21 protein-coding genes are annotated in these 24,216 nt (G+C 31.0%); 7 read left to right on the top strand and 14 right to left on the bottom strand.

The genetic code is table 11. From position 1 onward, the window contains the following. Positions 1-134: 134 nt before the first annotated feature. The 4 genes from QZ306_RS06590 to QZ306_RS06575 form a co-directional block, all read right to left on the bottom strand. Positions 135-1,481, bottom strand: a complete 1,347-nt coding sequence (locus tag QZ306_RS06590) for an MATE family efflux transporter (protein WP_295162340.1) — start codon at positions 1,479-1,481, stop codon at positions 135-137. Positions 1,482-1,703: 222 nt separating this feature from the next. After that, on the bottom strand, positions 1,704-2,525 hold the full coding sequence (locus QZ306_RS06585; RefSeq protein WP_295162338.1) for an RnfABCDGE type electron transport complex subunit B: 822 nt from the start codon (positions 2,523-2,525) through the stop codon (positions 1,704-1,706). Between the two features lie 34 nt (positions 2,526-2,559). Then, positions 2,560-3,141, bottom strand: coding sequence for an electron transport complex subunit RsxA (gene rsxA, locus QZ306_RS06580; protein WP_295162335.1), 582 nt, complete (start codon positions 3,139-3,141; stop codon positions 2,560-2,562). After that, positions 3,134-3,793, bottom strand: a complete 660-nt coding sequence (locus QZ306_RS06575; RefSeq protein ID WP_295162333.1) for an electron transport complex subunit RsxE — start codon at positions 3,791-3,793, stop codon at positions 3,134-3,136. Before QZ306_RS06575 ends, rsxA begins: the two co-directional genes overlap by 8 nt. 632 nt (positions 3,794-4,425) lie before the next feature. Between QZ306_RS06575 and QZ306_RS06570 the strand changes: the two genes are divergently transcribed. The 3 genes from QZ306_RS06570 (at position 4,426) to QZ306_RS06560 (ending at position 6,163) form a co-directional block, all read left to right on the top strand. After that, positions 4,426-4,680 (top strand): hypothetical protein, encoded by a 255-nt coding sequence (locus QZ306_RS06570; protein WP_295162332.1) that lies wholly within the window; start codon positions 4,426-4,428, stop codon positions 4,678-4,680. Positions 4,681-4,709: 29 nt separating this feature from the next. After that, on the top strand, positions 4,710-5,069 hold the full coding sequence (locus tag QZ306_RS06565) for a hypothetical protein (protein WP_295162330.1): 360 nt from the start codon (positions 4,710-4,712) through the stop codon (positions 5,067-5,069). 221 nt (positions 5,070-5,290) lie between these two features. Continuing rightward, positions 5,291-6,163: a flagellin gene (locus tag QZ306_RS06560; RefSeq protein ID WP_295162328.1), complete on the top strand. Its 873-nt coding sequence runs from the start codon at positions 5,291-5,293 to the stop codon at positions 6,161-6,163. 85 nt (positions 6,164-6,248) lie between these two features. On the opposite strand, the gene QZ306_RS06555 is transcribed toward QZ306_RS06560, so the two are convergent. The 4 genes from QZ306_RS06555 to QZ306_RS06540 form a co-directional block, all read right to left on the bottom strand. Next, on the bottom strand, positions 6,249-6,626 hold the full coding sequence (locus QZ306_RS06555) for a sigma factor-like helix-turn-helix DNA-binding protein (protein ID WP_295162326.1): 378 nt from the start codon (positions 6,624-6,626) through the stop codon (positions 6,249-6,251). A 2-nt stretch (positions 6,627-6,628) separates the two neighbouring features. After that, positions 6,629-6,853 (bottom strand): hypothetical protein, encoded by a 225-nt coding sequence (locus QZ306_RS06550; RefSeq protein WP_295162324.1) that lies wholly within the window; start codon positions 6,851-6,853, stop codon positions 6,629-6,631. Between the two features lie 242 nt (positions 6,854-7,095). Beyond that, positions 7,096-11,400, bottom strand: a complete 4,305-nt coding sequence (locus tag QZ306_RS06545; protein WP_295162323.1) for an acyl-CoA dehydratase activase-related protein — start codon at positions 11,398-11,400, stop codon at positions 7,096-7,098. A gap of 19 nt (positions 11,401-11,419) precedes the next feature. Next, the gene (locus QZ306_RS06540; RefSeq protein WP_295162321.1) at positions 11,420-11,776 is read right to left on the bottom strand and encodes an aspartate 1-decarboxylase; all 357 of its coding nucleotides are present in this window, start codon (positions 11,774-11,776) and stop codon (positions 11,420-11,422) included. Positions 11,777-12,307: 531 nt separating this feature from the next. Here QZ306_RS06540 and yedE point away from each other — a divergent pair. Both yedE and QZ306_RS06530 read left to right on the top strand, forming a co-directional pair. Next, on the top strand, positions 12,308-13,393 hold the full coding sequence (yedE, locus tag QZ306_RS06535) for a YedE family putative selenium transporter (protein WP_363322639.1): 1,086 nt from the start codon (positions 12,308-12,310) through the stop codon (positions 13,391-13,393). Between the two features lie 126 nt (positions 13,394-13,519). Beyond that, positions 13,520-13,753, top strand: coding sequence for a sulfurtransferase TusA family protein (locus QZ306_RS06530; protein WP_295162317.1), 234 nt, complete (start codon positions 13,520-13,522; stop codon positions 13,751-13,753). A gap of 81 nt (positions 13,754-13,834) precedes the next feature. Here QZ306_RS06530 and ppdK read toward each other — a convergent pair whose 3' ends face one another. Continuing rightward, positions 13,835-16,861 (bottom strand): pyruvate, phosphate dikinase, encoded by a 3,027-nt coding sequence (gene ppdK, locus QZ306_RS06525; RefSeq protein ID WP_295162316.1) that lies wholly within the window; start codon positions 16,859-16,861, stop codon positions 13,835-13,837. Positions 16,862-17,079: 218 nt separating this feature from the next. On the opposite strand from ppdK, the gene QZ306_RS06520 reads away from it, so the two are divergent. Continuing rightward, positions 17,080-17,643: a hypothetical protein gene (locus tag QZ306_RS06520; protein ID WP_295162315.1), complete on the top strand. Its 564-nt coding sequence runs from the start codon at positions 17,080-17,082 to the stop codon at positions 17,641-17,643. A 66-nt stretch (positions 17,644-17,709) separates the two neighbouring features. Here the strand turns inward: QZ306_RS06520 and QZ306_RS06515 are convergent, their stop codons facing one another. From QZ306_RS06515 to QZ306_RS06505, 3 genes are all read right to left on the bottom strand, one after another. Further along, entirely contained in the window at positions 17,710-18,888 is a 1,179-nt protein-coding gene (locus QZ306_RS06515) for a toxic anion resistance protein (protein ID WP_295162313.1), read from the bottom strand. A 45-nt stretch (positions 18,889-18,933) separates the two neighbouring features. Next, entirely contained in the window at positions 18,934-19,464 is a 531-nt protein-coding gene (locus QZ306_RS06510; protein ID WP_295162312.1) for a hypothetical protein, read from the bottom strand. Between the two features lie 101 nt (positions 19,465-19,565). Beyond that, positions 19,566-20,624 carry a DNA adenine methylase gene (locus QZ306_RS06505; protein ID WP_295162311.1) on the bottom strand — a complete coding sequence of 353 codons (1,059 nt, stop codon included), beginning with the start codon at positions 20,622-20,624 and terminating at the stop codon, positions 19,566-19,568. Positions 20,625-20,966: 342 nt separating this feature from the next. On the opposite strand from QZ306_RS06505, the gene nagA reads away from it, so the two are divergent. Next, positions 20,967-22,928 carry an N-acetylglucosamine-6-phosphate deacetylase gene (gene nagA / locus QZ306_RS06500; protein ID WP_295162309.1) on the top strand — a complete coding sequence of 654 codons (1,962 nt, stop codon included), beginning with the start codon at positions 20,967-20,969 and terminating at the stop codon, positions 22,926-22,928. 46 nt (positions 22,929-22,974) lie between these two features. On the opposite strand, the gene QZ306_RS06495 is transcribed toward nagA, so the two are convergent. Together QZ306_RS06495 and QZ306_RS06490 are read right to left on the bottom strand one after the other, a co-directional pair. Next, positions 22,975-23,385, bottom strand: coding sequence for a biopolymer transporter ExbD (locus QZ306_RS06495; protein WP_295162308.1), 411 nt, complete (start codon positions 23,383-23,385; stop codon positions 22,975-22,977). 22 nt (positions 23,386-23,407) lie between these two features. Then, positions 23,408-24,181, bottom strand: coding sequence for a CAP domain-containing protein (locus QZ306_RS06490; protein ID WP_295162306.1), 774 nt, complete (start codon positions 24,179-24,181; stop codon positions 23,408-23,410). Positions 24,182-24,216: the final 35 nt, after the last annotated feature.

Genomic DNA, 24,216 nt, shown 5'->3' with positions numbered 1-24,216 from the left:
AATTACAATATATTTTATTAATTAGACGATTAATCATTTACAAAAATAATACTAAATATATAAAATAAAACAAGTAAATTAATATTTTTTATTGCTGATATGCATTTAAAATAAATTAAGTCAATGACTTAGACTCATTTATCATAAATCAAGCGGTCTGCATTTCTATTTTTATACAATGCAAATGAAACAATTAAAGCAGATATTTCACTTATAGGAATAACCAAAACCAAACCTATAAACCCAAATATATTAGGCAATGTAAGTACAAGCAAAATAGGCAAAATCATGCTTCTTAAAGCAGCCACAACTGCAGATGCTCCCGCTTTCTGAACAGATGTATAATATGCACTCATTATAATATTAATTCCAACTCCTATAAATGCAGGTATTGAAGTCCGTACAAAAAATACGGCATCATTAAATATTTGTCCGTCAATATCTTTCAGAAGAGTATTGACAAGCAAATTAGGAGCAATAAGAAGTATAATAGAAGAAAGTATTGATACAAAAGAAATTAAAAGCAATGATATTTTCAAAAAATCTTTCATTCTGTTTTTATTTTTAGCTCCGTAAGAAACACTTACTAAAGGCTCTAATGCCTCCCCCACAGAATATGCAAACATTATAAAAAACATTACAGCATAGTTTGCCACAGAATAAACTAATATTCCTCTGTTGCCTGAAATATTATATGCAGTTATATTAAACAGCCAAGGTATAAGTCCCGAAGAAAGATTACTTAAAAACTCGGAAAAACCATTTAATGCAGCTTTAAATATGTATATCCATCCTCCGTAAATCTTTATTATTTTTAATCTGCAGTCAGGCTTAAAAAAATATAAAAGTCCCATTATAAAAGCAGCCATCTGAGACAAAGCTGTAGCCCAAGCGGCTCCGCATATTCCAAAATTAAATACAATAATGAAAATAGGATCTAATATAATATTTGCAAAAGACGATATTATAAACATTAAAGAAGCAAATTTCGGAGAACCGTTAAGCCTCACAAACTGACTAAGCACATAAGCCATTCCCCAGAAGAATGTTGCAGTCAGAACACCTTCAATATAATCTAATGATAATTTATAGATTTCGCCATGCGCTCCGAAAATAGGAAGCAGCTTTTCTCTGAAAATATACACTATCAAAAGAGGGAGGCTTGCTATAGTAAGAACCATAATCAAAGTCTGAGTAAATATTAAATTAGCACGCCTTATATTATTTTCTCCTATACATTTGCCTGCAAGAGCTACAGAGCCTATAGTTAACATAACATAGATACCAAATGATAATGCAGTTATAGGCCATACTATATTAATAGCGGTAAATGCTTCTGCCGATATAAAATGCGCCACAAAAAATCCATCAACAAATACGGCGGCGCTTCCCATTATCATGCCTAATATACTTGGCAATGCAAATCTGAAAAATAAATTAATGCTGCCGTTTTCCGTCAAAGTTTTATTATTAAGCTCCATTTTTTACTTCCTGATTATTAAAAACATAAAATCATATATTAATCCGTATAATATAATTCAGAAATAAAAAGCAATATGTTTATAGTATGTTTTTGACTAGTTATATAATGATATCAAATTTTATGCAAATAAAATATCAAAGATAAATAATATATTAAAAAACAAGAGCAATTATAAATAAAACCGCCCTTGTTTTAACATATTATAAAACTAATAATAAAATCAGATATTTAATACGGAATTAACTCTCTCATCTGTAATAGCTTTAGTAGGACACTTGGCTATACTTTCATCTGTAACGGAATAATCTTCATAATCAATTATTGCAAGATAATTATCAATTTTTATACCGCCTTCTTTAGTATTTTTAACGCATATACTGCATCCTATACAAGCTCTGTCGCATGCCTTTTTAGAAACAGGACCTTTATCTTTTGACTTACAATAAACATGAATTTTCTGAGATACAGGATGAATTTCTATTAGTTTCTGAGGACATGCCTTAACGCATGCGCTGCAGGAGACACATTTATCTTCTACTATAACAGGCATTCCTGTTTTATCATCTTTAATAATTGCACCGAAATCGCAGGAGTTCATACAATCATAAAAACCGACGCAGCCGTAGGAACAATTTTTATTTCCTCCTGCGGCAACAGCTGAAACACAGGTTTCAGCGCCGCTGTAAACTCTGTCAGATTTGGCTATTCCATCATGCCCATGACAGAAAATATAAGCTCTTGTTCTGTCTTTCTGTTCGGGAGCCACTTTTCCCAAATAATCTGCTATTTTAGAAGCAGTATCGGCACCGCCTACAGAACATCCATCAACAGGAGCCTTATCGTCAACTAAAGCTTTAGCAAACTGAGCACATCCAGGAAAACCGCATCCGCCGCAATTTGCCCCCGGAAGCATTTCCGTAAGAACTGCAACCCTCTCATCAACTTCAACTCTGAAAATCTTTGAAGAAAATATTAATAAAACAGCCAATATCAAAGCAATTAAGCCTGAAGATATTGAAGCCACTAAAACTGATGTCATCATTTCATTATCCTTATAAATACTTCTAACTACTATATTATATTTTAATTATACCTGAGAATCCGTAGAAAATAAGAGCAAGTATGCCCGCCGTAATGAAAGGCATGGCAGGTCCTTTAAAAGCTTCTGGAATATCGGCAGTAATTAAACGCTCTCTTATACTAGCCATTATAACCAATGCCAATGTAAAGCCTACGCCTGCGCCTAAGGCAAAAACTATATTCTGTATAAAATTATATTTATATAAAACTCCGAATAAAGCCAAGCCTAATACGCAGCAGTTAGTTGTAATAAGAGGAAGAAAAATACCTAAAGCCAAATATAAGCTCTCGCTTGTTTTTCTTACAACCATTTCAACAAACTGTACTAAAGCGGCAATAACTATAATAAATAAAATAGTCTGTAAAAATTCTATTTTAAAAGGCACTAATATATAATACTGTATCATCCAGCTGACTGCGGCTGTTAAAACCAATACAAAAGTAACAGCGATACCCATACTAACCGCTGAATCCAACTTATTGGATACTCCTAAAAACGGACATATACCCAAGAATTTAGTTAAAACAAAATTATTAACTAAAACGGTTGCAATAAATAATAAAATTAAATTAACCATTAGCTTTGCCTCCTCTAGCATCTACAGCTCTTTTTATAGCAATTAAAGTGCCTAAAGTAAAGAAAGCACCCGGAGCCATAATCATAACCACCCAAGGGGTAGTAATTTCATTATATGCATTCAATGCAAAAGGCATAGCCGATTCAAAAAAGCCTCTTAAAGCTCCAACTATATCAATACCAAGCCAGCTTCCATTACCTAAAATCTCTCTTACGGATGCAAGAAGTATCAAAGATATAAAGAAGCCAACGCCGTTGCCTAAAGCGTCAAAAATACTAGGTATTATTCCGTTTTTATTGGCAAAAGCTTCTGCTCTTCCCAATATAATACAGTTTACAACTATAAGCGGTATATAGGGACCTAATGACAAAGACAAGGTATAAAACTTAGCTTTCATAACTATATCGGTTAAAGTAACAAAAGCCGCTATAACCACAATGTATCCCATTATCCTTACTTCATTAGCATATATTTTTTTAATAAGCGAAATCAAAGCAGATGAGCATACAAGTACGAATATAGTTGCTGCAGACATACCTATGGCATTCATAACGCTGCTTGTAACTGCTAAGCTAGGACACATACCAAGAACCTGAACAAAGGTAGGATTATTTTTCCATACACCTTCCATAAATACTTGAGAATTTTTCATAATAATTTAACCTTGATTTAATTTAAGATTATACTTCCATATTTTACCATATATAATAATTTTTTCAAGTTAATTTATGAAATATATGCAAATTATGAGTTTTTTATATTTTCAATTTATATATTCTAAAACTATCATTGAATCATAATATATTATTTACTGTATCTGTCTAAACATATATAATAAATAGTATGTTTTTATTCTTTAAAACACTATTACAGAAAATAAAAGTATATATTAGGTTAAAATATAATAAATATACTCTATTATTTGTGAATAAATACTTATTTTTTAATAAATTCTGATTATTATTCAAAAATAAAGCTTTACATTTAGATTTAAATTAATTATAATATAAATAAATATATTAAAAACAAGGAGCATCAAAATGAAAAAAAATCTATTTTTTTGGCAGCTGCAATTGCCATCATAAACTTATTATCATGTAGCAAATCATCTACAAATCCAATTATGACAAATGAAGTATTAGATTTAAATTACTCCAAAAATTCTAAATATGTTGTCATAGAAAACAAAATAGATGACACTTTATCAATTAATCAAAAAAATTCTAATGACAATTATATAAAATCAGTTAAACTTTTAAATAAATTAAATATTAGGATTATAATATGCAATTTAAAATATTCATAACTATTTCTTCTTTATTGATAATTTCAAATATTCTTTTTGCGGGATTTGAATTGGACTTTATTCCTAAATTAGGTGTTGCAGGAAGCTTTACAGACTTAACGGGAGGCGTACTTGATGGAAGAGGAGATTTGAATCTGCAGATAGGCTATCATTTCCCTATAGGCGAAAAAATCAGGGGCATAAGCCTATTATTTGATACTGGTATTAATTTCGGATCCTTATCTGTACAATAGATCTAAACGGCAAATACTCAGTAAATCAGATGAATATAGCAGGATTTAATACAGGATTAGCTTTAAAATTTATATTAACTCCAAATATTAATATAAATCAGGACATAGTTTTTGGTATTTCAAGCGGCGCTAAATTTATACCTTTTATAGATGATTTCAATGTGAAGCCCAGCCGTATTCCGATATCAATATATGCAAATATATTATGCGGAAGGAGAATATATACTATTAATGAAAAAAATGCATTGATAGTAGGTTTTAATGTTTTTTATGAATATATGTTTTTTAATAAGAATGATGTATCAAAGCTGTTTGCAGGAAGAAATATAAGTCAGCATCATTCATTAGGGGCTTTGCTAAGTATAGGATATCATTTCGGCGAGCGTTAAAAACAAATAAAAAATATAAATGGCTTGCATATATGCAGGTCATTTATTTTATTTCTTAATTATTTTCTAATTAAAAAAGATTAGGAAGGTTTTTATAATTTTCAAATAATGCAACAAAAAAATTTTATTTATATAAAAAAAATTAATAATTAATCTATAGTAACCGATAATAACTATGTGTTCAAGGAAGAATACATATAAATAATTCATGGAGGAACCATATGGTTATCAACAATAATATAAGCGCTATTAATGCGCAGCGCACTCTTAAATTCCGTCAGGTAGATTTAAAAAAAGATGCAGCTATGATTTCAAGCGGTATGAGAATCAACCAAGCGGGAGATGATGCCAGCGGACTTGCCGTATCCGAAAAAATGCGCACTCAGATACGCGGTTTGCGTCAGGCTGAAAGAAATACTCAGGACGGTATATCTTTCATACAAACTACAGAAGGATACTTGGATGAAACTACAAATATTCTTCAAAGAATCCGCGAATTAGCTATACAAGCTGCTAACGGTATCTATACCGACGAAGACAGACTTTATGTACAAATTGAAGTTTCTCAGTTAGTAGATGAAATCGACCGTGTTGCAAGCCAAGCTCAATTCAACAAACTTAATATGCTGACAGGCAGATTTGCCAGACCCACAGGCGAAAACACACCTACAGCTTCTATGTGGCTTCATATAGGCGCTAATATGGACGAAAGAAAAAGAGTTTATATCGGTACTATGAACAGCCAAGCTTTAGGACTTAAAAATCCTGTAGGTCCCGCTATCAGCGCTACATTTATAAGTGTTTCAAGTCCTGCTAAAGCCAACTCCGTTATAGGTATGGTAGATGAAGCTCTTCTTAAAGTATTAAAACAAAGATCCGACTTAGGCGCTTATCAAAACAGATTAGAAATGACAGCCCAAGGCTTAATGGTAGGATTTGAAAACATGCAGGCTTCTGAAAGCAGAATTAGAGATACAGATATGGCTGAAGCATCAGTTAAACTTGCTAAAGATCAAATTCTTAATCAGGCTAACTTGTCTATGCTTGCTCAGGCTAATCAGCTTCCGCAAGGCGCTCTTAGATTATTACAATAATTAATATTATGTAATATTAACCATATTAAAAAAGGAGATATTCTTTTTAAGAATATCTCCTTTTGTTTTAAAAATTACTTATTTTTTATAAATTAATCACCATATAAAACTGCTTTGATATCTCTTTCTTTATAGCTCTTAAATACTGAGATACTGCCGACTGAGTAACATTTAATATTTCGGCTAATTCTTCCTGTGTTTTGCCTTCAGAAAATAATTTCATTATCATTTTTTGTTTCGGAGTAAGTATCGCTATTATTAAATTTGATACTCTGCTGTACTCGTTTTCACTTAAAGCATTTGAATAAAGTATGCTTTCCAAATCCTCATTTGTTAATAAGGTTTCCCTGCTGTCCGTTTTGTCGGAATCGTTTTTCCTAGTACCTAAACTTATATTAATTTCTTTTAAAATATCATTGCAGAGTTTTTTACAAGTGTCATATTTCGGGCATAAATTACACATTATCAATATTCCTCCAAAATATCCAATATTTGATCTAAAATTTCCGTATTATAATTGCTTATATTGATATTATCCAGTTTAGCGACAGCATTATTAATATCAACTCTCATTATAACCCAATCCTCCCAGTTTATTTTTTTGTTATAAAAATAATCATCTTCCGTAATGTTATCTAATATGTTTTTTATTAACTTTTTGTAATAGATGGTACTTTGAAATTTATTCATTATATGCTCCTTTATATGGTATAAATAAATACTGTATAAATATATAATAAAATCAAATTTATTTCAAGCTTTTATAATATATATTTATATATTATAATTTTTTTTAATCACAAAATATAATACATTTCTTACAAAAAATCAGAAAAAATACAAAAAAAGGAGCTGTAAAGCCCCTTTTTAATTTTATTAATTCTATTTAAGAATTTTCATCATATTTTAAATAATAAAGTCTTTTATTAAAACTATTTAGCATAAGCTCCGACTTCATCTTTAATGCTGTCTAAAGCATAAACAGAATTCATACTGTCTTTAGCAGAGCGTACAAAGAACTCTAAACGGTTTATAGTATTAACTTCGCTTGCACCAGCATCCATATCCAAATAAAGCAAATTCAAATCAGGATATCTTGTTTTAAGTCTCGTTTCAATACCTCTTGCTATAATATGATTTGCAATGCAGCCGAAAGGCTGAAGACAAAGAACATTATTTACGCCTTCCTCGGCAAAAGTGGCTATTTCACCGGGTAAAAGCCAAGCTTCCCCGAACTGATTAGTCATAGCGGTAACTTTAGCAGCATTTTCGGCTATATGGCGTATATGATGAAGAGGTCTGAATCCTTTGAATTTAGACATTATCTGATTGATTGAATCTACTCTTACATCAATAACTTTTTCCGATATCTTAGAACCGTAATAACCTAAAAATGACACATCTCTTGCATTGGTTTCTTTATTAACCTGAGCACTTATAACTTTCTGTACAAAGAAATCAAATATAGGAGGAACTATCACCTCAATTCCTTTTGACATAAGCCAATCGCATACATCTCCGTTTGCAAATTTATTATATTTTACATATATCTCTCCAACCAAGCCTGCTTTAGGCAAATCCAAGTCATAAGTTTCAACGGCGTTAAACTCTGCAACAGCCTGCTTTAATAATTTATCCGTTGCTTTAAGTGCAAAATCTTTAGGGTGTAAAGATATGTATTTATTTGCAAGCGCCAAAGAATCGCCTTTCCTAATTTCACGGGCTGCAGTATAATAATACATCGCAGATACAGCATCGGCATAAGGCATAGCAACAATACCCTCTTTCATTAAATCAATTTTAGAAAGTTCAAAGCCAGGCTGATCATTAATAACTGTTAATCCTACGGTTACAACGGGAACATCTGGATATCCCGCATTAATCAAGCCTCTTTTTATAAGAGAAGCATAATTACTTGCCCTGCATTGTCCTCCTGTCTGAGTAATGCCCGCAGCTATATTTTCAGAATCATATTTTCCGCTTTGTACAGCTCTTATAATATCGCCTATTACAATGGTGGCAGGATAGCATATATCCTGATTTGCATATCTTAATCCTAATTCAACAGATTCAGCGTCAGGCTCTGGAAGAGAAATCGCATCATATCCGCTTCTTTCCAATAAAGTCAAAATCATAGGATCATAGAACTGACCGAATTTAGGAACAAGCACGGCTCTTCTTTCATTTTTCTCATACCTTTTAATAATGGTTCTATCAGGCTTATCATTAGGTATAAAACCTTCTTTCATCTTCATACTTTCTATCATAGAGCGTATTCTTAATCTGATACTTCCAGGACTTGATATCTCATCAACTTTTACCAAAGTAGGATTTTTACCGTATGCATTAAGTATTGATTTTATTTCGTCTGAAGTGGTAGCATCAGGACCGCATCCGAAACTATTAATCTGTACAACTTCAAGCCTAATATCCTTCTGATGCGCAGCCCATAAAGCCGACTTAAACATTTTATTAGGATAAGACCATTGAGTTAAAACCTGCACATCGGCAAGAGACTCGTCTATATCAAGCCCGTCTTCGGTAAGCACATTAATGCCGAATGAAGCAATAGTTTCAGGTATCTTATGATTTATTAAAGGATCTATATGATAAGGTCTGCTTACTATAAGTATAGTAGGCGTATTAGTTTTTTCAGCATGCTCTATTATTTTTTTCCCTTCGGCTTTTAATTCATCTTTTATTCTAATCTGCTCATTTAAAGCCATTTTGAAAGCTCTGTTAAAATCCTTTTTATTTATTCCTAAAACTTTAACAAAATAAGCTTTACAGCCTTTGTATAATAAATCTTCATTTAAAAAACTGATTGCAGGAGCATCAAAAGGTATTCCGTACTTAGTTAATGGACTTATAGAACTGTCTATTACATCGGGATATCCCGTTACAACAGGACAGTTATAACTATTAACGCTTCCGTCATCTTCGCTTTTTTCAAGAACAACCGAAGGATAAAATATTCTGTCAACCTTTGATTCTATTAAATCATATATATGTCCGTTGGCTATTTTAGCAGGAAAACATATATTATCGCTCATAACAGTTCCTGAACCCTTCTCAGCTATAGCCATACTGGAATTAGAAGACAACTGAACTCTGTATCCGCATTCTACAAATATAGTAGCCCAGAATGGGAAGTTTTGATACATATTAAGTACACGCGGTATGCCTATAATTCCTTTTATTTCATCTGAAGCGGGAGCTAAAGGTCTGTCAAACAATAATGAAAGCTTTTTCTGGGTAATATCCATTCCGTAATTTATTTTCTTGCTTCCTTTATTAGTGAATATTTTTTCGCATTTATTGCCTGTATAGAATGATTTATTATCTTTAAATTTTAATCTTGTAACTGTACATAGATTTTCGCAGCCCTTACAGGTAAGCTGTTTTCTTTCATAATCATTAGCCTCCTGTAAATTATCCAATCCTATAAAAGCTGTATCTTCCTTATTCATATTATAAGTATCTAAAGCAAGCAATGCACAGCCGTAAGCACCCATAAGCTCGGATATATCTGGGCGTATAACTTTTTTATTTAAAAATTTCTCCACAGAACGGAGGACAGCAGAGTTTTTGAAAGTACCGCCTTGAACAACTATATGCTCTCCCAAAACAGATGTATCAGTAATTTTTAAAACTTTGGTAAAACAATTTAAAGTAACACTCTTAGCAAGTCCTGCGGAAATATCGGAAACCGAAGAACCTTCCCTTAAAGACTGCTTAACTTTACTATTCATAAAAACTGTACAGCGGCTTCCCAAATCGCAAGGGCTTGAAGATTCGCAGGCAATATCGGCAAAATCCGAAACATTATAACCCATTCCTAATGCAAATGTTTCTATAAAAGAACCGCAGCCAGATGAACAGGCTTCATTAATTTCAATATTTTCAATTATGCCGTCTTTAATAAATATTGCTTTCATGTCCTGTCCGCCTATATCAAGTATAAAGCTTACATCTTTATCAAAAGCTTTAGCTCCTCTGTAATGAGCCATAGTTTCAACTATACCCTCGTCCATATTGAAAGCAGCTTTTATTAAATCTTCTCCGTATCCTGTTACAGCTGTCCTTACTATATTTATTTTTATATTTTTTTCATCTAATTCTTTTTTTATTTCAGTAAGACCTTTGGTAACAGCGCCTACAGGATTACCATTATTATTTCTATAATGTCTTAATACTACGCTTCCTTCTTCATCAATAATAACTATTTTTGTGGTGGTAGATCCTGAATCTATGCCTAAGAATGTATTTCTGCCATTAACCGATGATACATCGGAAGATTTTACTTTATCTCTGCTATGCTCTTCTTTCCATTCTTCGTATTCCTGCATACTTGAAAATAAAGCTTCCCTTGTTTTAGAATTAGTTATTTTTGCTTCAGCAGAAATATTTCTTACTAATTCTGTAAACTCTGAAACTTTTATTATGGTTTGATCCTCACTTTCTGAGAAAGCAGCTCCTATTGCAGCCGTCAATTCAGGGTGTTCAATAGTATACATATCGTCTTCCGAAGCATTTAAAAGCGCTAGGAATGTTCTTCTCAATTCGGGAAGAAATGTCAAAGGACCGCCTGTAAATAAAATTTTAGACTTTATTTCGAAACCTTTAGCCAAAGTATTAACTGTCTGAACCGCCACCGCTTGAAATATACTTTTAGCAATATCAGCTTTAGGAATATCACGGCTTATTAAGGTCTGAACATCGGTTTTAGCAAATACCCCGCACCTGCTTGCTATTGGGTAAACAGATACGGATTTTTCAGCTAATGCAGAAAGTTCCGAAGGCTGAATATTGAGAAGCGTTGCCATTTGGTCTATAAAGGCTCCAGTACCTCCAGCACAGTTTCCATTCATTCTTATATCGGCTTTAAAATTATTGTCAAATACTATGATTTTAGCGTCCTCTCCCCCGATATCAATTAAAGTTCTTCCATAAGGATAAATTTTTCTTATAGCTGCCGAAGAAGCGATAACCTCTTGTACAAAGCTCACTCCCGTTTTTTCGCATATACCCATACCTGCAGTACCTGTCATAGCAAGAGAAAGATTTAAATCACCATGCATAATATGCAGACTATCCAGTATTGACAATAATGTATCTTTTATATCTGCATTATGTCTCACATAAGTCTTAAATATAATATTATTATTATCATCGTATACAACCATTTTTGCTGTAGTTGAACCTATATCAATACCAGCTCTAAAAATTTTTCCCATAATCTCTCCTAAATATAAACTATGCTTTATCTATTATAATATTATTTATATTAACGAATATAATTTTAGCTTTATGTTTCTTTATATTTTCCTCAGGTATATGACCGTAAGAAAGAATTACTATCGTATCATCTTTTTTTGCATAATGAACATTGCTTCCGTTGATTCCGATAATACCTGTATCTCTTATGCCCTTAACCGCTACCGCTTCAAATCTATTATCATTGCTTAAATTAATAACAGATACCCTATCCCCCTCAATTATATCAGATTTATCTAATAGAGCTTCATCTATGGTTATAGAATCTTTAAAATTTAAATCAGTTCTTGTTACGGTAAGCCTATGTATTTTGGATTTTATTATAGTTCTCATCATAATAAATAAAGCCGTAAAGCTAATTTTTTAAAATATTTAACCTAATATTATAAAAAATGTCAATATTATAAACAATAATATTTATTAATAATTATTACATGCTGTAAACATTTCTAATTAATAATACATATTATACACTTGATATAAAAAATATTTTACTAAAAAAGCTTATAAAAACATTAAATAAATTACAATCTGTAATTATATCCTAATTAAAAACTTTTTTACTGCAATCCTATAATTAACATAATTATATTTTTCATACGATATTATCTCTATAAAATAAATTTTACTCATAAAAAAATACCTCTTTATTAAATGAATCAGATATTCTATTAAGTAAAAACTACGCCGATTCATAGCCCCGTTATTTTTCATAAACTCTAATTCCTGCAATTATTTTTTTAATAAGTTAACTCATATATAATAATATTGCCTTGCAATAAAATTATACCGATTTATTAAAAGCTAAATAATATATTGATAATTATTTATTTTTATAATAAAATTATTTTCAATATATTAAAGGAGTTGTCAATGAAAAAAGACATTTTCACAAGCTCTGCAGGTGTTATAATATCGGGTGCTGTTATAGGAGCTATAGCTGCTTGGCTTTCCGTAATGGGCAATCCAGCCAATATGGGAATATGTATAGCATGCTTCACAAGAGATTTATCTGGAGCTTTAGGGCTGCACAGAGCATCTGCAGTGCAATATATAAGACCTGAATTAATAGGACTTATTATCGGGGCTGCAATTTCAGCACTATTGTCTAGAGAATTCGTCCCTAAAGGTGGAAGCTCTCCTATTATAAGATTCTGCTTAGGATTTTTTGCCATGATAGGAGCATTAGTTTTCTTGGGCTGTCCTTGGAGAACTCTGCTTAGAGTAGCGGGAGGAGATATTAACGGAATATTCGGTTTAATAGGTATCATTTTAGGAGGAGGAATCGGAGTTTTATTTTGGAAGCAGAACTTTTCTCTAGGTCAGCCTAAAGCCTATAAAAATAAATTAGTCGGATTTATTCCTTTAATTACAGCTGCAGCTCTTTTAATCTTACTCTTAAAGCAGACTAAATTTTCAGAAGAAGGCGCATTATTCTTTTCGCAATCAGGTCCGGGAAGTATGAAAGCTCCTATAGCAATTGCCTTAACTTCTTCTGTAATAATAGGATTCATAGCCCAAAAATCAAGATTCTGTACTGTAGGCGGACTTAGAGATGCAATATTTATGAAAGATTTTCATATGACTAAAGGCGTCATTGCATTTATATTAGCCGCATTAATAGTAAACTTAATAACCAACAGATTCAATTTTTCTATGGAAAATCAGCCTATAGCTCATACAAATATTTTATGGAATATAGTATCAATGATTCTCACAGGATTAGCTTTTACTTTAGGTGCAGGATGTCCGGGAAGACAAATGATACAATCGGCAGAAGGAAATACAGACAGCTTTATTTTTGTTATAGGTATGCTGGTAGGCGCAGGATTTGCCCATAATTTCAATTTAGCAAGTTCGCCGTCAGGTCCGACAATATACGGAATGGGTGCTGTTATTTTAGGATTAGTATTCTGTATAATCATAGGTTTTACAATGAAAGAAAATACCTGATATATTCATTTTGCATCATATAAATATATACTGTATAGTTCTTTTATAAACTAAAATAAAACCAATATTTATTATAATACAGCATATATTATAATAAATTATTACAGATGCAAAAAGGAAATTAATATGGCAAAAATTATTAAAATAGACACCAGAGGAATGTCATGTTCTCAGGCATCTTTTCATGCTAAATCTGCCGCTATCAATAATCAGAAAATAAATACAATTATAGAAGTATTGGTAAGCGGGCATTCAAGCTCTGAAAGTGTAATAAGAGGATGTGAAAAATACGGATATGAAGGTATTTTTGAAAATATAAAAAACAAGGATATACTCGTAATTCTAAAAAAAGTAAAATAATAATTATATTGTAAAAATACAAGGGCTTACTTAAATTGAGTAAGCCCTCTTATAGAATTATTTATATAAATATTTTATTAATTATTTCTTCTTAGAAGAAGTTTTTTTAACAGATGAAGCTTTTTTAGAAACAGCAGCCTTTTTAGAAACTGCAGATTTCTTAGCAGAAGTCTTCTTAGAAGCAGATGCCTTAGCCGCCGTTTTTTTAGCAGATGAAGCCTTTTTAGAAACAGCAGCCTTTTTAGAAGATGCAGATTTTTTAGAATCAGCTTTTTTATCTGTTTTAGAACTTATTATTCCCTGTGCAGCTGCAAGTCTTGCTATAGGCACCCTGTAAGGAGAACAACTTACATAATTTAATCCTATATCATAGCAGAACATAACCGTTGCAGGATCGCCTCCATGCTCGCCGCAAATACCCACTACAAGATTTTTATTGGCTCCTTTTCCTTTAGTTACCCCTATTCTTAAAAGCTCTCCTATACCCTCCTGATCTAAAGATTGGAAAGGATCTTTTTCATATATTTCTTTATTAACATAATCTTTTAAAAACTTGCCAGCATCATCTCTTGAGAAACCGCCTCCCATCTGAGTTAAATCATTAGTACCGAATGAGAAGAATTCAGCTTCGGAAGCAATTTTATCTGCAACTAAAGCAGCTCTAGGAACTTCTATCATAGTACCCACTTTATAACTTATTTTAGAATCCTCTTTTTCAAATACTTCTTCAGCTATTTTAATGATTCTTTCCTTAATCATTTTAAGCTCTTTTAAAGTACCTACAAGAGGAATCATTATTTCAGGGTGAACATCTACACCGTTTTTCTTAACTTTAACGGCAGCCTCAATTATAGCTCTTGCCTGCATATCATATATTTCAGGATAACTAATACCAAGTCTGCATCCTCTATGACCAAGCATAGGATTAAATTCATGTAAAGAATCTCTTATAGCTTTTAATTTATCAAAACTTACATTCATTTCATTTGAAAGTTCCTGCAACTGAGAATCTTCATGGGGAATGAATTCATGCAGAGGAGGATCTAAAAGTCTTACTGTTACAGGATATCCGTTCATAGCCGTAAATATTCCAATAAAGTCTTCTCTTTGCATAGGAAGAATATTGTCTAAAGCATCATCATAAAGTTTTCTAGGCTCTCTGTATAAAGCTTCAATCTCCTCAGCTGATTTTTTATCGCCGATTTTTTCAGCTTCTTCTAATTTTTCTTTTAATTTCTTTACTTCTTCTGCAACAAGTATAAGCTGTCTTACGCTTTTTATTCTGTCGGTATTAAAGAACATATGCTCTGTTCTGCAAAGTCCTATACCTTCGGCGCCGAATTTTCTTCCGATTTCGGCATCATGAGGAGTATCGGCATTGGTATGAACTTCAAATTTCTTTTCTTTTCTTTTTTCATCAGCCCATTTCATAAGTTTTCTGAAGTCTTCAGACATTTCAGCTTCTTTAGTATCAACTTTGCCAAGCATAACTTCGCCTGTAGAACCGTCTATAGATATATAATCTCCTTCATTAATAATATCATCGGCTACCTTCATACATCCGTTTGAATAATCAATTTCCAAAGCGCTGCATCCTGCCACACAGCATTTGCCCATACCGCGTGCAACAACGGCGGCATGCGAAGTTGAACCGCCTCTGGCAGTAAGTATGCCTTCTGCAGCATTCATACCTTTAATATCTTCAGGGCTTGTTTCTATACGAACCAATATAATCTGCTCTCCAGCCTCCTTCATAGATTCGGCTTTCTGTGCTGAGAATACCACTTTACCTACAGCAGCTCCGGGAGAGGCATTTAAACCTTTGGCAAGAACTTTAGCCGTTTTCTTAGCATTAGGATCAAACATAGGATGAAGCAGCTGATCTAAATCGGAAGGATTAACTCTCATTAAAGCCTCATTTTTAGATATTATTTTAGCTTCGGCAAGTTCAACTGCAATTCTTACGGCAGCTGCGGCAGTTCTTTTGCCGTTTCTGGTTTGAAGCATATAAAGTTTTCCCTCTTGTATAGTAAACTCCATGTCCTGCATATCGCTGTAATATTTTTCTAATTGATTTTTATAGCTTACAAGCTGTTTATATACATTAGGCATAACCTCTTCAAGAGAAGGAAATTTTCTTTTTCTGTCCTCTTCGCTTATGCCGTTATTTTTAGCCCATTCCAAGCTTCCTTCCAATGTAATTTCCTGAGGATTTCTGATACCTGCAACAACATCTTCGCCCTGCGCATTGATTAAAAACTCGCCGTAGAATTTATTTTCGCCTGTTGATGGATTTCTTGAGAAACATACGCCTGTGGCTGAAGTCTCTCCCATATTTCCGAATACCATAGACTGAACATTAACAGCCGTACCTAAAAGATTTTTTATATCATTTAATTTTCTGTATGCTTCGGCTCTTGGATTATTCCAGCTTCTAAATACCGCATTAATGGCATACCATAGCTGTACTTTAGGATCTTCTGGGAACTCCTCGCCTTTTTCCTCTTTATACATAGACTTATATTTTTCCACAACTATTTTTAACTCTTCAACATCTAAATCGGTATCTTTTACATCTTTTTCAGGTTTTCCTACTTTAGGCGCTATAATTCTTTTTCTCTCTTCCAATATTTCTTCAAATTTATCATGTTCTACACCCATAGCTACATCACCAAACATCTGTATAAATCTTCTGTAAGCATCCCATGCAAATCTTGGATTATTAGTTTTTTCTATAAGTCCTTCAACTACCTCCTCATTAATACCTAAATTAAGTATGGTATCCATCATACCCGGCATAGATATAGCGGCTCCAGAACGCACAGAAACAAGCAAAGGCTTTTTTGGATTACCGAATTCCGAATTCATTGCTTTTTCTAATTTTTTAATATTATCTTCCACTAATTTGTCCAATCCTTTGGGATACGACTTGTTTTTGGAATAGTAATCGCAAACTTCGGTAGTTATTGTAAATCCTGCAGGAACGGGTACTTTACTTTCTGTCATCTGAGCAAGTCCTAAGCCTTTGCCTCCTAAAAGCGCTTTAGTTTCTTTAGCTCCTTCAGATTTACCATTACCAAAGAAGTAAACCATCTTTTTTGATGCCATAATGAACTCTCCTATTTAAATAAAATATTTATATAAATTTAAATTACTACTATATTATATAGTATAATGTTATTTTTTCTAATGTCAATTTTTATGCAAAAATTTAGTTATTTTTTATTTTAAATAAAAAATATATTAATTATAACGACATAAAAAATATTTAAATTTTTTTATATATATTGTATAATTAATAAATGCGTAAAGAGGATTTTTTTAATATGATAAAAAAAATAAATATATTATTTGCTCTGTTACTTATAACATTAAATGCATACGGAGCGGTAGTAATATCAACATATAAAAAACCAAAAGAAATTCCTTATGAATATAAATTAACTGAAAGAGGCAAAGTTTTAATAGTGCCTGACAGCATATTATTTAATTTAAACAGCAGCGAAACGGATTTAAAAAAATATTCAAAAACTTTAAAATATGTGGGAGATTTAACCTATAATACCAACATAATAAGTATTATTATAGAAGGTCATATAAGCGGCGACGAGTATAAAAAATTCTCTAACGGTTATAGAAAAAATGATATCTTATTTCTATATAATAGAGAAACTATTGACAATTTATCATATAATAGATCTTATGATGTTTACTCAGCTATAACAAACGGCATATCGTCAAAATTAACTAATAACGGTATTCATGACTTATTAAATGAATATAAAGATATGGAAAAAAATAGAAGAGCGGAGTTTATTTTAATAGAGAGCAGCAATGACCTATATATATATACTAATTATATATACAATTTAATAATATCAAATAATTAAATTATTTGATAAAAATATTATTATGGCAGTCAATATTTTATAATAAATATATTAATTTTATCCCTGCTAATTTTTTGATATATTAAGTATTTTATTTTTAAGTTCATTTTCTATATTTCTAAGCTCAGTTTCTGCAGCTTTTCTTTTTTCTCTTCCCTCATTCTGTATCTTCATAACTTCGTCCAAAGTAGAAATAAGCTTCTCATTTGTATATTTTAATGTTTCAATATCTACTATTGCTCTTTCAGATTCTTTGGCTGTTTCTATTGTTGATGTTTTAAGCATTTCTGCATTTTTTCTCAACAGCTCATTTGTAGTGTCTGTAACGGATCTCTGCGCTTTTGCCGCCTCATTAGAATGATGAAGTCCTATAGACAGAACCATTTGATTTTTCCAAAGAGGTATGGTATTTGATATTGTGGATTGTATTTTTTCTGTCATTATAACATTATTATTCTGAACCAATCGTATTTGAGGTATTGTCTGTATGGAAATTGTTTTTGTAAGTTCTAAGTCATGTATTCTTTTTTCAAATCTGTTAGCCAAATCTTTAATATCTCTTGCTCTCTGAACATCTTGAGGAGAGTTACTTGCGGCGGCTTTTGATTCTAAAGCGGGTATTTCATCGGCAGCTAATTGATTGAGTTTCTGTTTTCCAGCTTCTATATATATTTCCAATTCTTTTAAATATTCCAAATTATAATTGTACATTTGATCTAGAACGCTTATATCTTTAAGCAGATTTCTCTGATGAGCTTCCAGCGTTTTTACTATATTATTAATATTAGCTTCAACATTTGTATATTTAATTTTTAATTTACTTAAATTATTGCCAGCTTTCTTAAAAAATCCTAATAATCCTTTTCCCTTAGTTTCATTTTCTATATTAAATCCCTTAAGCTCCGTTATAACATCGGCAATAGCATCTCCGACTTCTCCCAAATCTTTATTCATAACATTGCTTAAAGTGTTTTCAGAAAACTGCATCATTTTATTCTGAGCCGATGCGCCGTAAGACATTATTGAAACGGAGTCTTTTAAATCAATATTATCAGCCGTTTCATTTATTTTTTTTAAATCTTCTTTGCTGAACTTCTGATTTATATTAAACACTTCAGAATCTCTGTTTTTAGCATAATTATTATCTGCAGAATTTTGTATAGGAATATTATTTTGCTGAAACTCTATATTATTATCGTATAAATTATCAGACTGCATATTATTTAATTGATTATTATTTTCCATAAGAATATTCTCCGTATATTATTTTTTATTTATTATTAAAAACAATTATAAACCTTCTTTTTCAAGCATTGCTTTTAATACATCTATATCGCTGTTTATATCTATTAGTTTATTTTGATTCATATCTATAAGCATTTTTTTTAATGCTTCATTTAATTTTATTATAACATCTTCTATTTCTAATGCCGTTTTTTCCATATTTGAATTTTTTACAGGGAAACTGCAGAAATCCAGATATGAATTAAGCATCTTTACAGCTGCAGGAAGATGATACTCATTAATTTTTTCAAGCTTTTTTTCTCCTTCTTTATTTACTTTAGAATAAGAAGTCATTTCTTTTAACACCGATACCATATCTTTTAAAACAGTTTTAAGTTCTGCATCATCTATTTTTTTAGATAAATTTGTTATATTATCTATATTTCTTTCAGTTTCTAAAATTATAAGGCTCTCTTTATCGGAATAATTTTCATTTTTATAATTATTCAGACTGTAATTATCATCTTCTATAGGAAAATTTCTCTGTATATTCCGTCTTAATTTCTGAAAAATAATATTGTCCTCATCTTTTGCCATATTTCCCCCTAAATAAAACAGCATACTTAAACTATAAACTTAAAAATATATGCATCTTAATTTATTATAAATAATTAATATATTATTTGCAATATATATTATTAATATGTTATGCAGTAATGAAGATATTCTATAGTTTTTGATGATAAATTGCGTCTTTTGCTGTCGGCTTTGAATCTGCCGTATTCTTTTTTAAATAATCCGTATCTGCCTCTTGATGACATAATATTTTTTATATCTTCCGATGACATTAATCCTTCATTATTATAGCTTAAAAAAATATATTTTGCATTGGCATTATTTATTAAGTCTTTAAATATATTATAAATATTATTCTTACTGCAGTACAGAGATTTTATACCGTCTTTTCTAAGTCCAGTTTTTCCTTTTATTTCAGGATTATCATATTTTGCTATTGTTTCAAGTATATGATAATTATCAGAATACTGTCTTCTATTATACGGCGGGTCAATATATAAAATATCTGTATTTATTTTTTTTATCAATTTATTGGCATCTTTATTATAAACCTTATGCTTATTAAAGCTTAATATAAAATCTGCAGGGCTATAGGTAAAAGTTTTTGAAGCTGTTTTTTTTATCTCTTTTAAAAATGCTCCGTATACAGATGCAGTGTTGGCACATTTATCAATACTTTCAAGCAGACTTGCAAGCAGAAAATAATATTCATTAATATTAATTTTTTTATTTTGAAACCATTCTTCTATTTTTATTCTGACAGCATCGCATTTACAGGCATTTTCATCTGAAAAATATATCCTTTTATACTCTTTATTTTTAGTTCCGCCTAAAGAATAATTATTGTATATAAAGCCTTCTTTATAATCTATGCTATTTAAATATCTGCATACAATATTATATTTTTCTTTAATTTCAGTTTCTTTTAAATTTTCTATTTCATCATTAAGATTCCTGAAAAATAAATACTTATGATTTTCTATATAATGCTTATTTAAAACATAACTGTAATACTGAATATCATTAGAAATAACAGAAAAACCTTTGGTCTTAAAGTATCTTCCGACAATGCCTGTTCCTGCAAATAAGTCAGAGAATACGAAGCAGTCACTATCTATTACAGAATTAACAGATTCATATAAAAAATTCATAAGCGATAATTTGCTTCCTATATAGTTCATTAATTAAGCCTTAATAGTTTATAAAAATAATATTATAGTTTTAAAAACATTTCTATAAAATAATTTTTTAGGATCACTATTTTTATATAAGCAATAAATATAAACGGTATTTTAATTTTTATATTTTATCATATAATATAAAAATTATAAGCAAGATGAAGCATCTGACTTAATTTATTTAAGTCAAACTGAGCATAATAATAAATAATAATTTTTAAATGTTATAGTAATAAATTATAAAAATTGTGAGCCTCTGGCATTCAAAGAATGACAGAACCTTTAAGCGAACAATTTTTATTAGCAACAATAATAAATAATAATTTATAAGGAGAATATATTATTATGAGAATTATTATCACAAATGAAAGCGTTTATGAGTGGACTGCTTATTATACAGTAAAATGTATGCTGGATTATTCGGATAAAGATAAGCCTTTCGTACTGTCTTTTCCTTTAAGATATGTTAATAAAGCATATTATCAGAAACTGCTGTCTTTTTATAATGACAATATTGTATCATTTAAAAATATACATATAGTTTCATCAGGAGAATATATAGATTCTAATATATCTCAGAAATATTTAAAAGATAATTTTTTAAATTTTATAGATATACCTGAAGAAAATGTGCATTTATTTGACAGCAATATAGCAAACAGAAAAGAAGAAGCTAAAAGAATGGCTAATTTAATAAAAAAATTGGGAAATATAACATTATTAATAGATACATTAGCTGAGGACGGAAGTTTTCTTCTTAATACTCCAAGTTCTTCGCTTGAAGGAAGCGTAAGAGATAAGAAGATAAGCGAAATAATAAGAAGCTATGAATCTAGAAAATTAAATATGCCTATGGAAATGTTTCCGAAAGAAGGATTTACATTAGGATTTGAAGAGGCTTTTAATGCAAGATATGTGCTTGTAATGGCTAATGGATATGATGTGTCGGATTCTTTAGCCCATTGCGTAGAAGGTGCAATAAGTCAATTCTACCCTACTTCGGTACTTCAGGAGCATAAGAAACTAATAATAGTAGCCGATGAAGAGGCAAGCAGCGATTTAAAAGTAAAAACTTATAAATATGCTAAAAGTTTGGAAAGCAAAAGCCTGCATCCTAAAGAACTTATTAAAGGACTCTATAAATCCTACTATGCACTTACCAACATAAAAATATTTGACGGCGAGAAGTTTATAGAAGGGCACTGCATTGTTATAGAAAACAATGTTATCAAAAGCGTAGAAAAAGAAATAGATGTTGATGCAGTTATTACAAGAATAGATTTAGGCGGTAAAATAGTTGCTCCCGGCTATATAGATCTGCAAGTTAATGGCATAGGAGGTTATGATATTAATATTAATCCGTCTGCTGAAACGCTTAAAAATATTAATGAAGTTTGTCAGAGATACGGATGCACCTCATATTTACCTACAATTATCACTAACGGCGACGATTATATGCTTAAGATTATAGATTTATTTAATAATATAGAAGATTTATCTGTACTCGGAGTTTTAGGCATCCATTTTGAAGGACCTTATATTTCACATGAAAAAAGAGGCATACATAATAATAAATTTATAAGAGAACCTAATAAAGAAATGATAGAAAAAATAAAACTTTCAAAATGCGTTATGGTTACATTGGCTCCCGAAACTGTTGAAGGAGAAATAATAAAAGATTTTGCACAAGCTGGAAAGATTGTATCTGTAGGACATACTAACGGAACATATAATGAAATCAAAGAAAAAATACCTTACGGAATAACTTTTGCAACTCATTTGTTTAATGCTATGCGTCCATGGGGCTCAAGAGAACCGGGCGCTGTAGGAGCTGTGCTTGACAATAAAGATATATATGCAGGATTAATATGCGACGGCGTACATTGCGATTTTGCCTCAGTGGAGCTTGCATACAAATTAAAAACAGGTCATATATGTATAGTAACCGATGCAATTGCACCTGCCGCTTCAGATATAAAAGAATATATTTGGGCGGGTAAAAAAATACATAGAGATGGAAATAAACTTATAGATGATAATGGTACTTTAGGAGGAGCTTCTATTACAATGAGTCAGTCGGTAAGAAATGTAGTTAATCATGTAGGGGCTGCTGCGGAAGAGGCTTTAAAAATGGCTTCGCTTTATCCTGCCAAAGTTATGGGCATAGATGATAAATACGGCAGAATAAAGGAAGGATATATAGCAGATTTAGTTATATTAGATGAAAATTTAATAGTAAAAGGAGTCGTATTTAAAGGCAATTATAAAGAGTATGACTATGATTATGAATGGGCAACATATAATTAAAAATAAAGCGCAGCAATAAAAAATAATAATTTTTTATTTAAAGTTTTTAGTTGATTTCTTTTGTTTCTGCAGCTATACTTAATCTTGTAAATCCCGCATTTTTTATGCTGTCTATAACCGATATTAATATTTGAGTTTTTACATCTTCATCTGAGCGTATTTCAACGGGCTTTTCTAATTCTCCTTCAGTATTAGAAATCTCTTTAAGATCATCATTCAGATTCTCGGATTCATAGCCATTAATATATTTTCTGCCGTCTTTTGATATGCTTATTACTATAGTTTCATTCTTTTCGCTTCCCTTGGCAGATTCGGATTTAGGCAGACTTATTTCTATTTGAGGAGTTTCTATAATGGTAGAACCAACCATAAAAAATATAAGCAGGTTAAATACTATATCTATCATGGGGGTTAAATCTATTCCGCTTTTTATGTTGAATCTTCTTCTGAATTTCATTTATATTTTCCGCGCTGAAATATTATTCTATAGTTATTGTTCTTACATTGCTTAAAAAATGATGACCTTTATATAAAATAGATATTTTATACTCTCCTTTGCCGTACTCCGCTTTGAAAGTTTTTCCCAATATGGAATTGCCTAAATCTTTTAAATCATATATTACTTTTCCTATATATGTTTTTCCGTCATCTCCTATGATACGTGCTTCTTTATCTGCAGTTTCCACAGCTAATTTAAAATCGGTTGATGCGGCTTTATTTAGAATTCTGTATTTTATATTTATATCATCTCCTAATTTTGCAGTCGGATTAAAATCCACAGATTCTGCAACTATATCTGCAAATGTTAAAGCAACATATACGCCGAGACCTCTTTTTACTGCTCCTACACCTACGGCATTGAAGTTTTTATCTAATATATTTTTTTTGCTGTCAGGAGTTGCCATTAAATTTTTTACAATACTTTCAGCAGCTTTTTTATCGGTAAACGGAATAACATCAAGCTTATATAAACTTTCGCTTATATTTCCTACCATTTCAGGATATAATTTTATTTGTCTGTCTTTGGTAGTCAATCCGTCTAAGTCAATATTGCTTAAAAATTTATTATTAGCCATATTATCGGCATGATATAATGCCAAAGAATGCAGTCTTTGATTATTAGGAAGAGGAGCAAGAGCAACTTTGCTTCTTTCTAAATTAATTAATCTGAATATTTCATCTTCTATTGTATCGGCATTTAATGCTAAAACTGATATAAACATAAGTATTATAACTATTTTTAATTGCTTCATAGTTTATTTCCTCCCGCTCTAGTTATATTTTTATT

The organism is uncultured Brachyspira sp. (genome assembly GCF_910588665.1).
GTDB lineage: Bacteria > Spirochaetota > Brachyspiria > Brachyspirales > Brachyspiraceae > Brachyspira.
The sequence above is the reverse complement of the archived record's forward strand: the minus strand, read 5'-3'. Positions and strand labels throughout refer to the sequence as shown.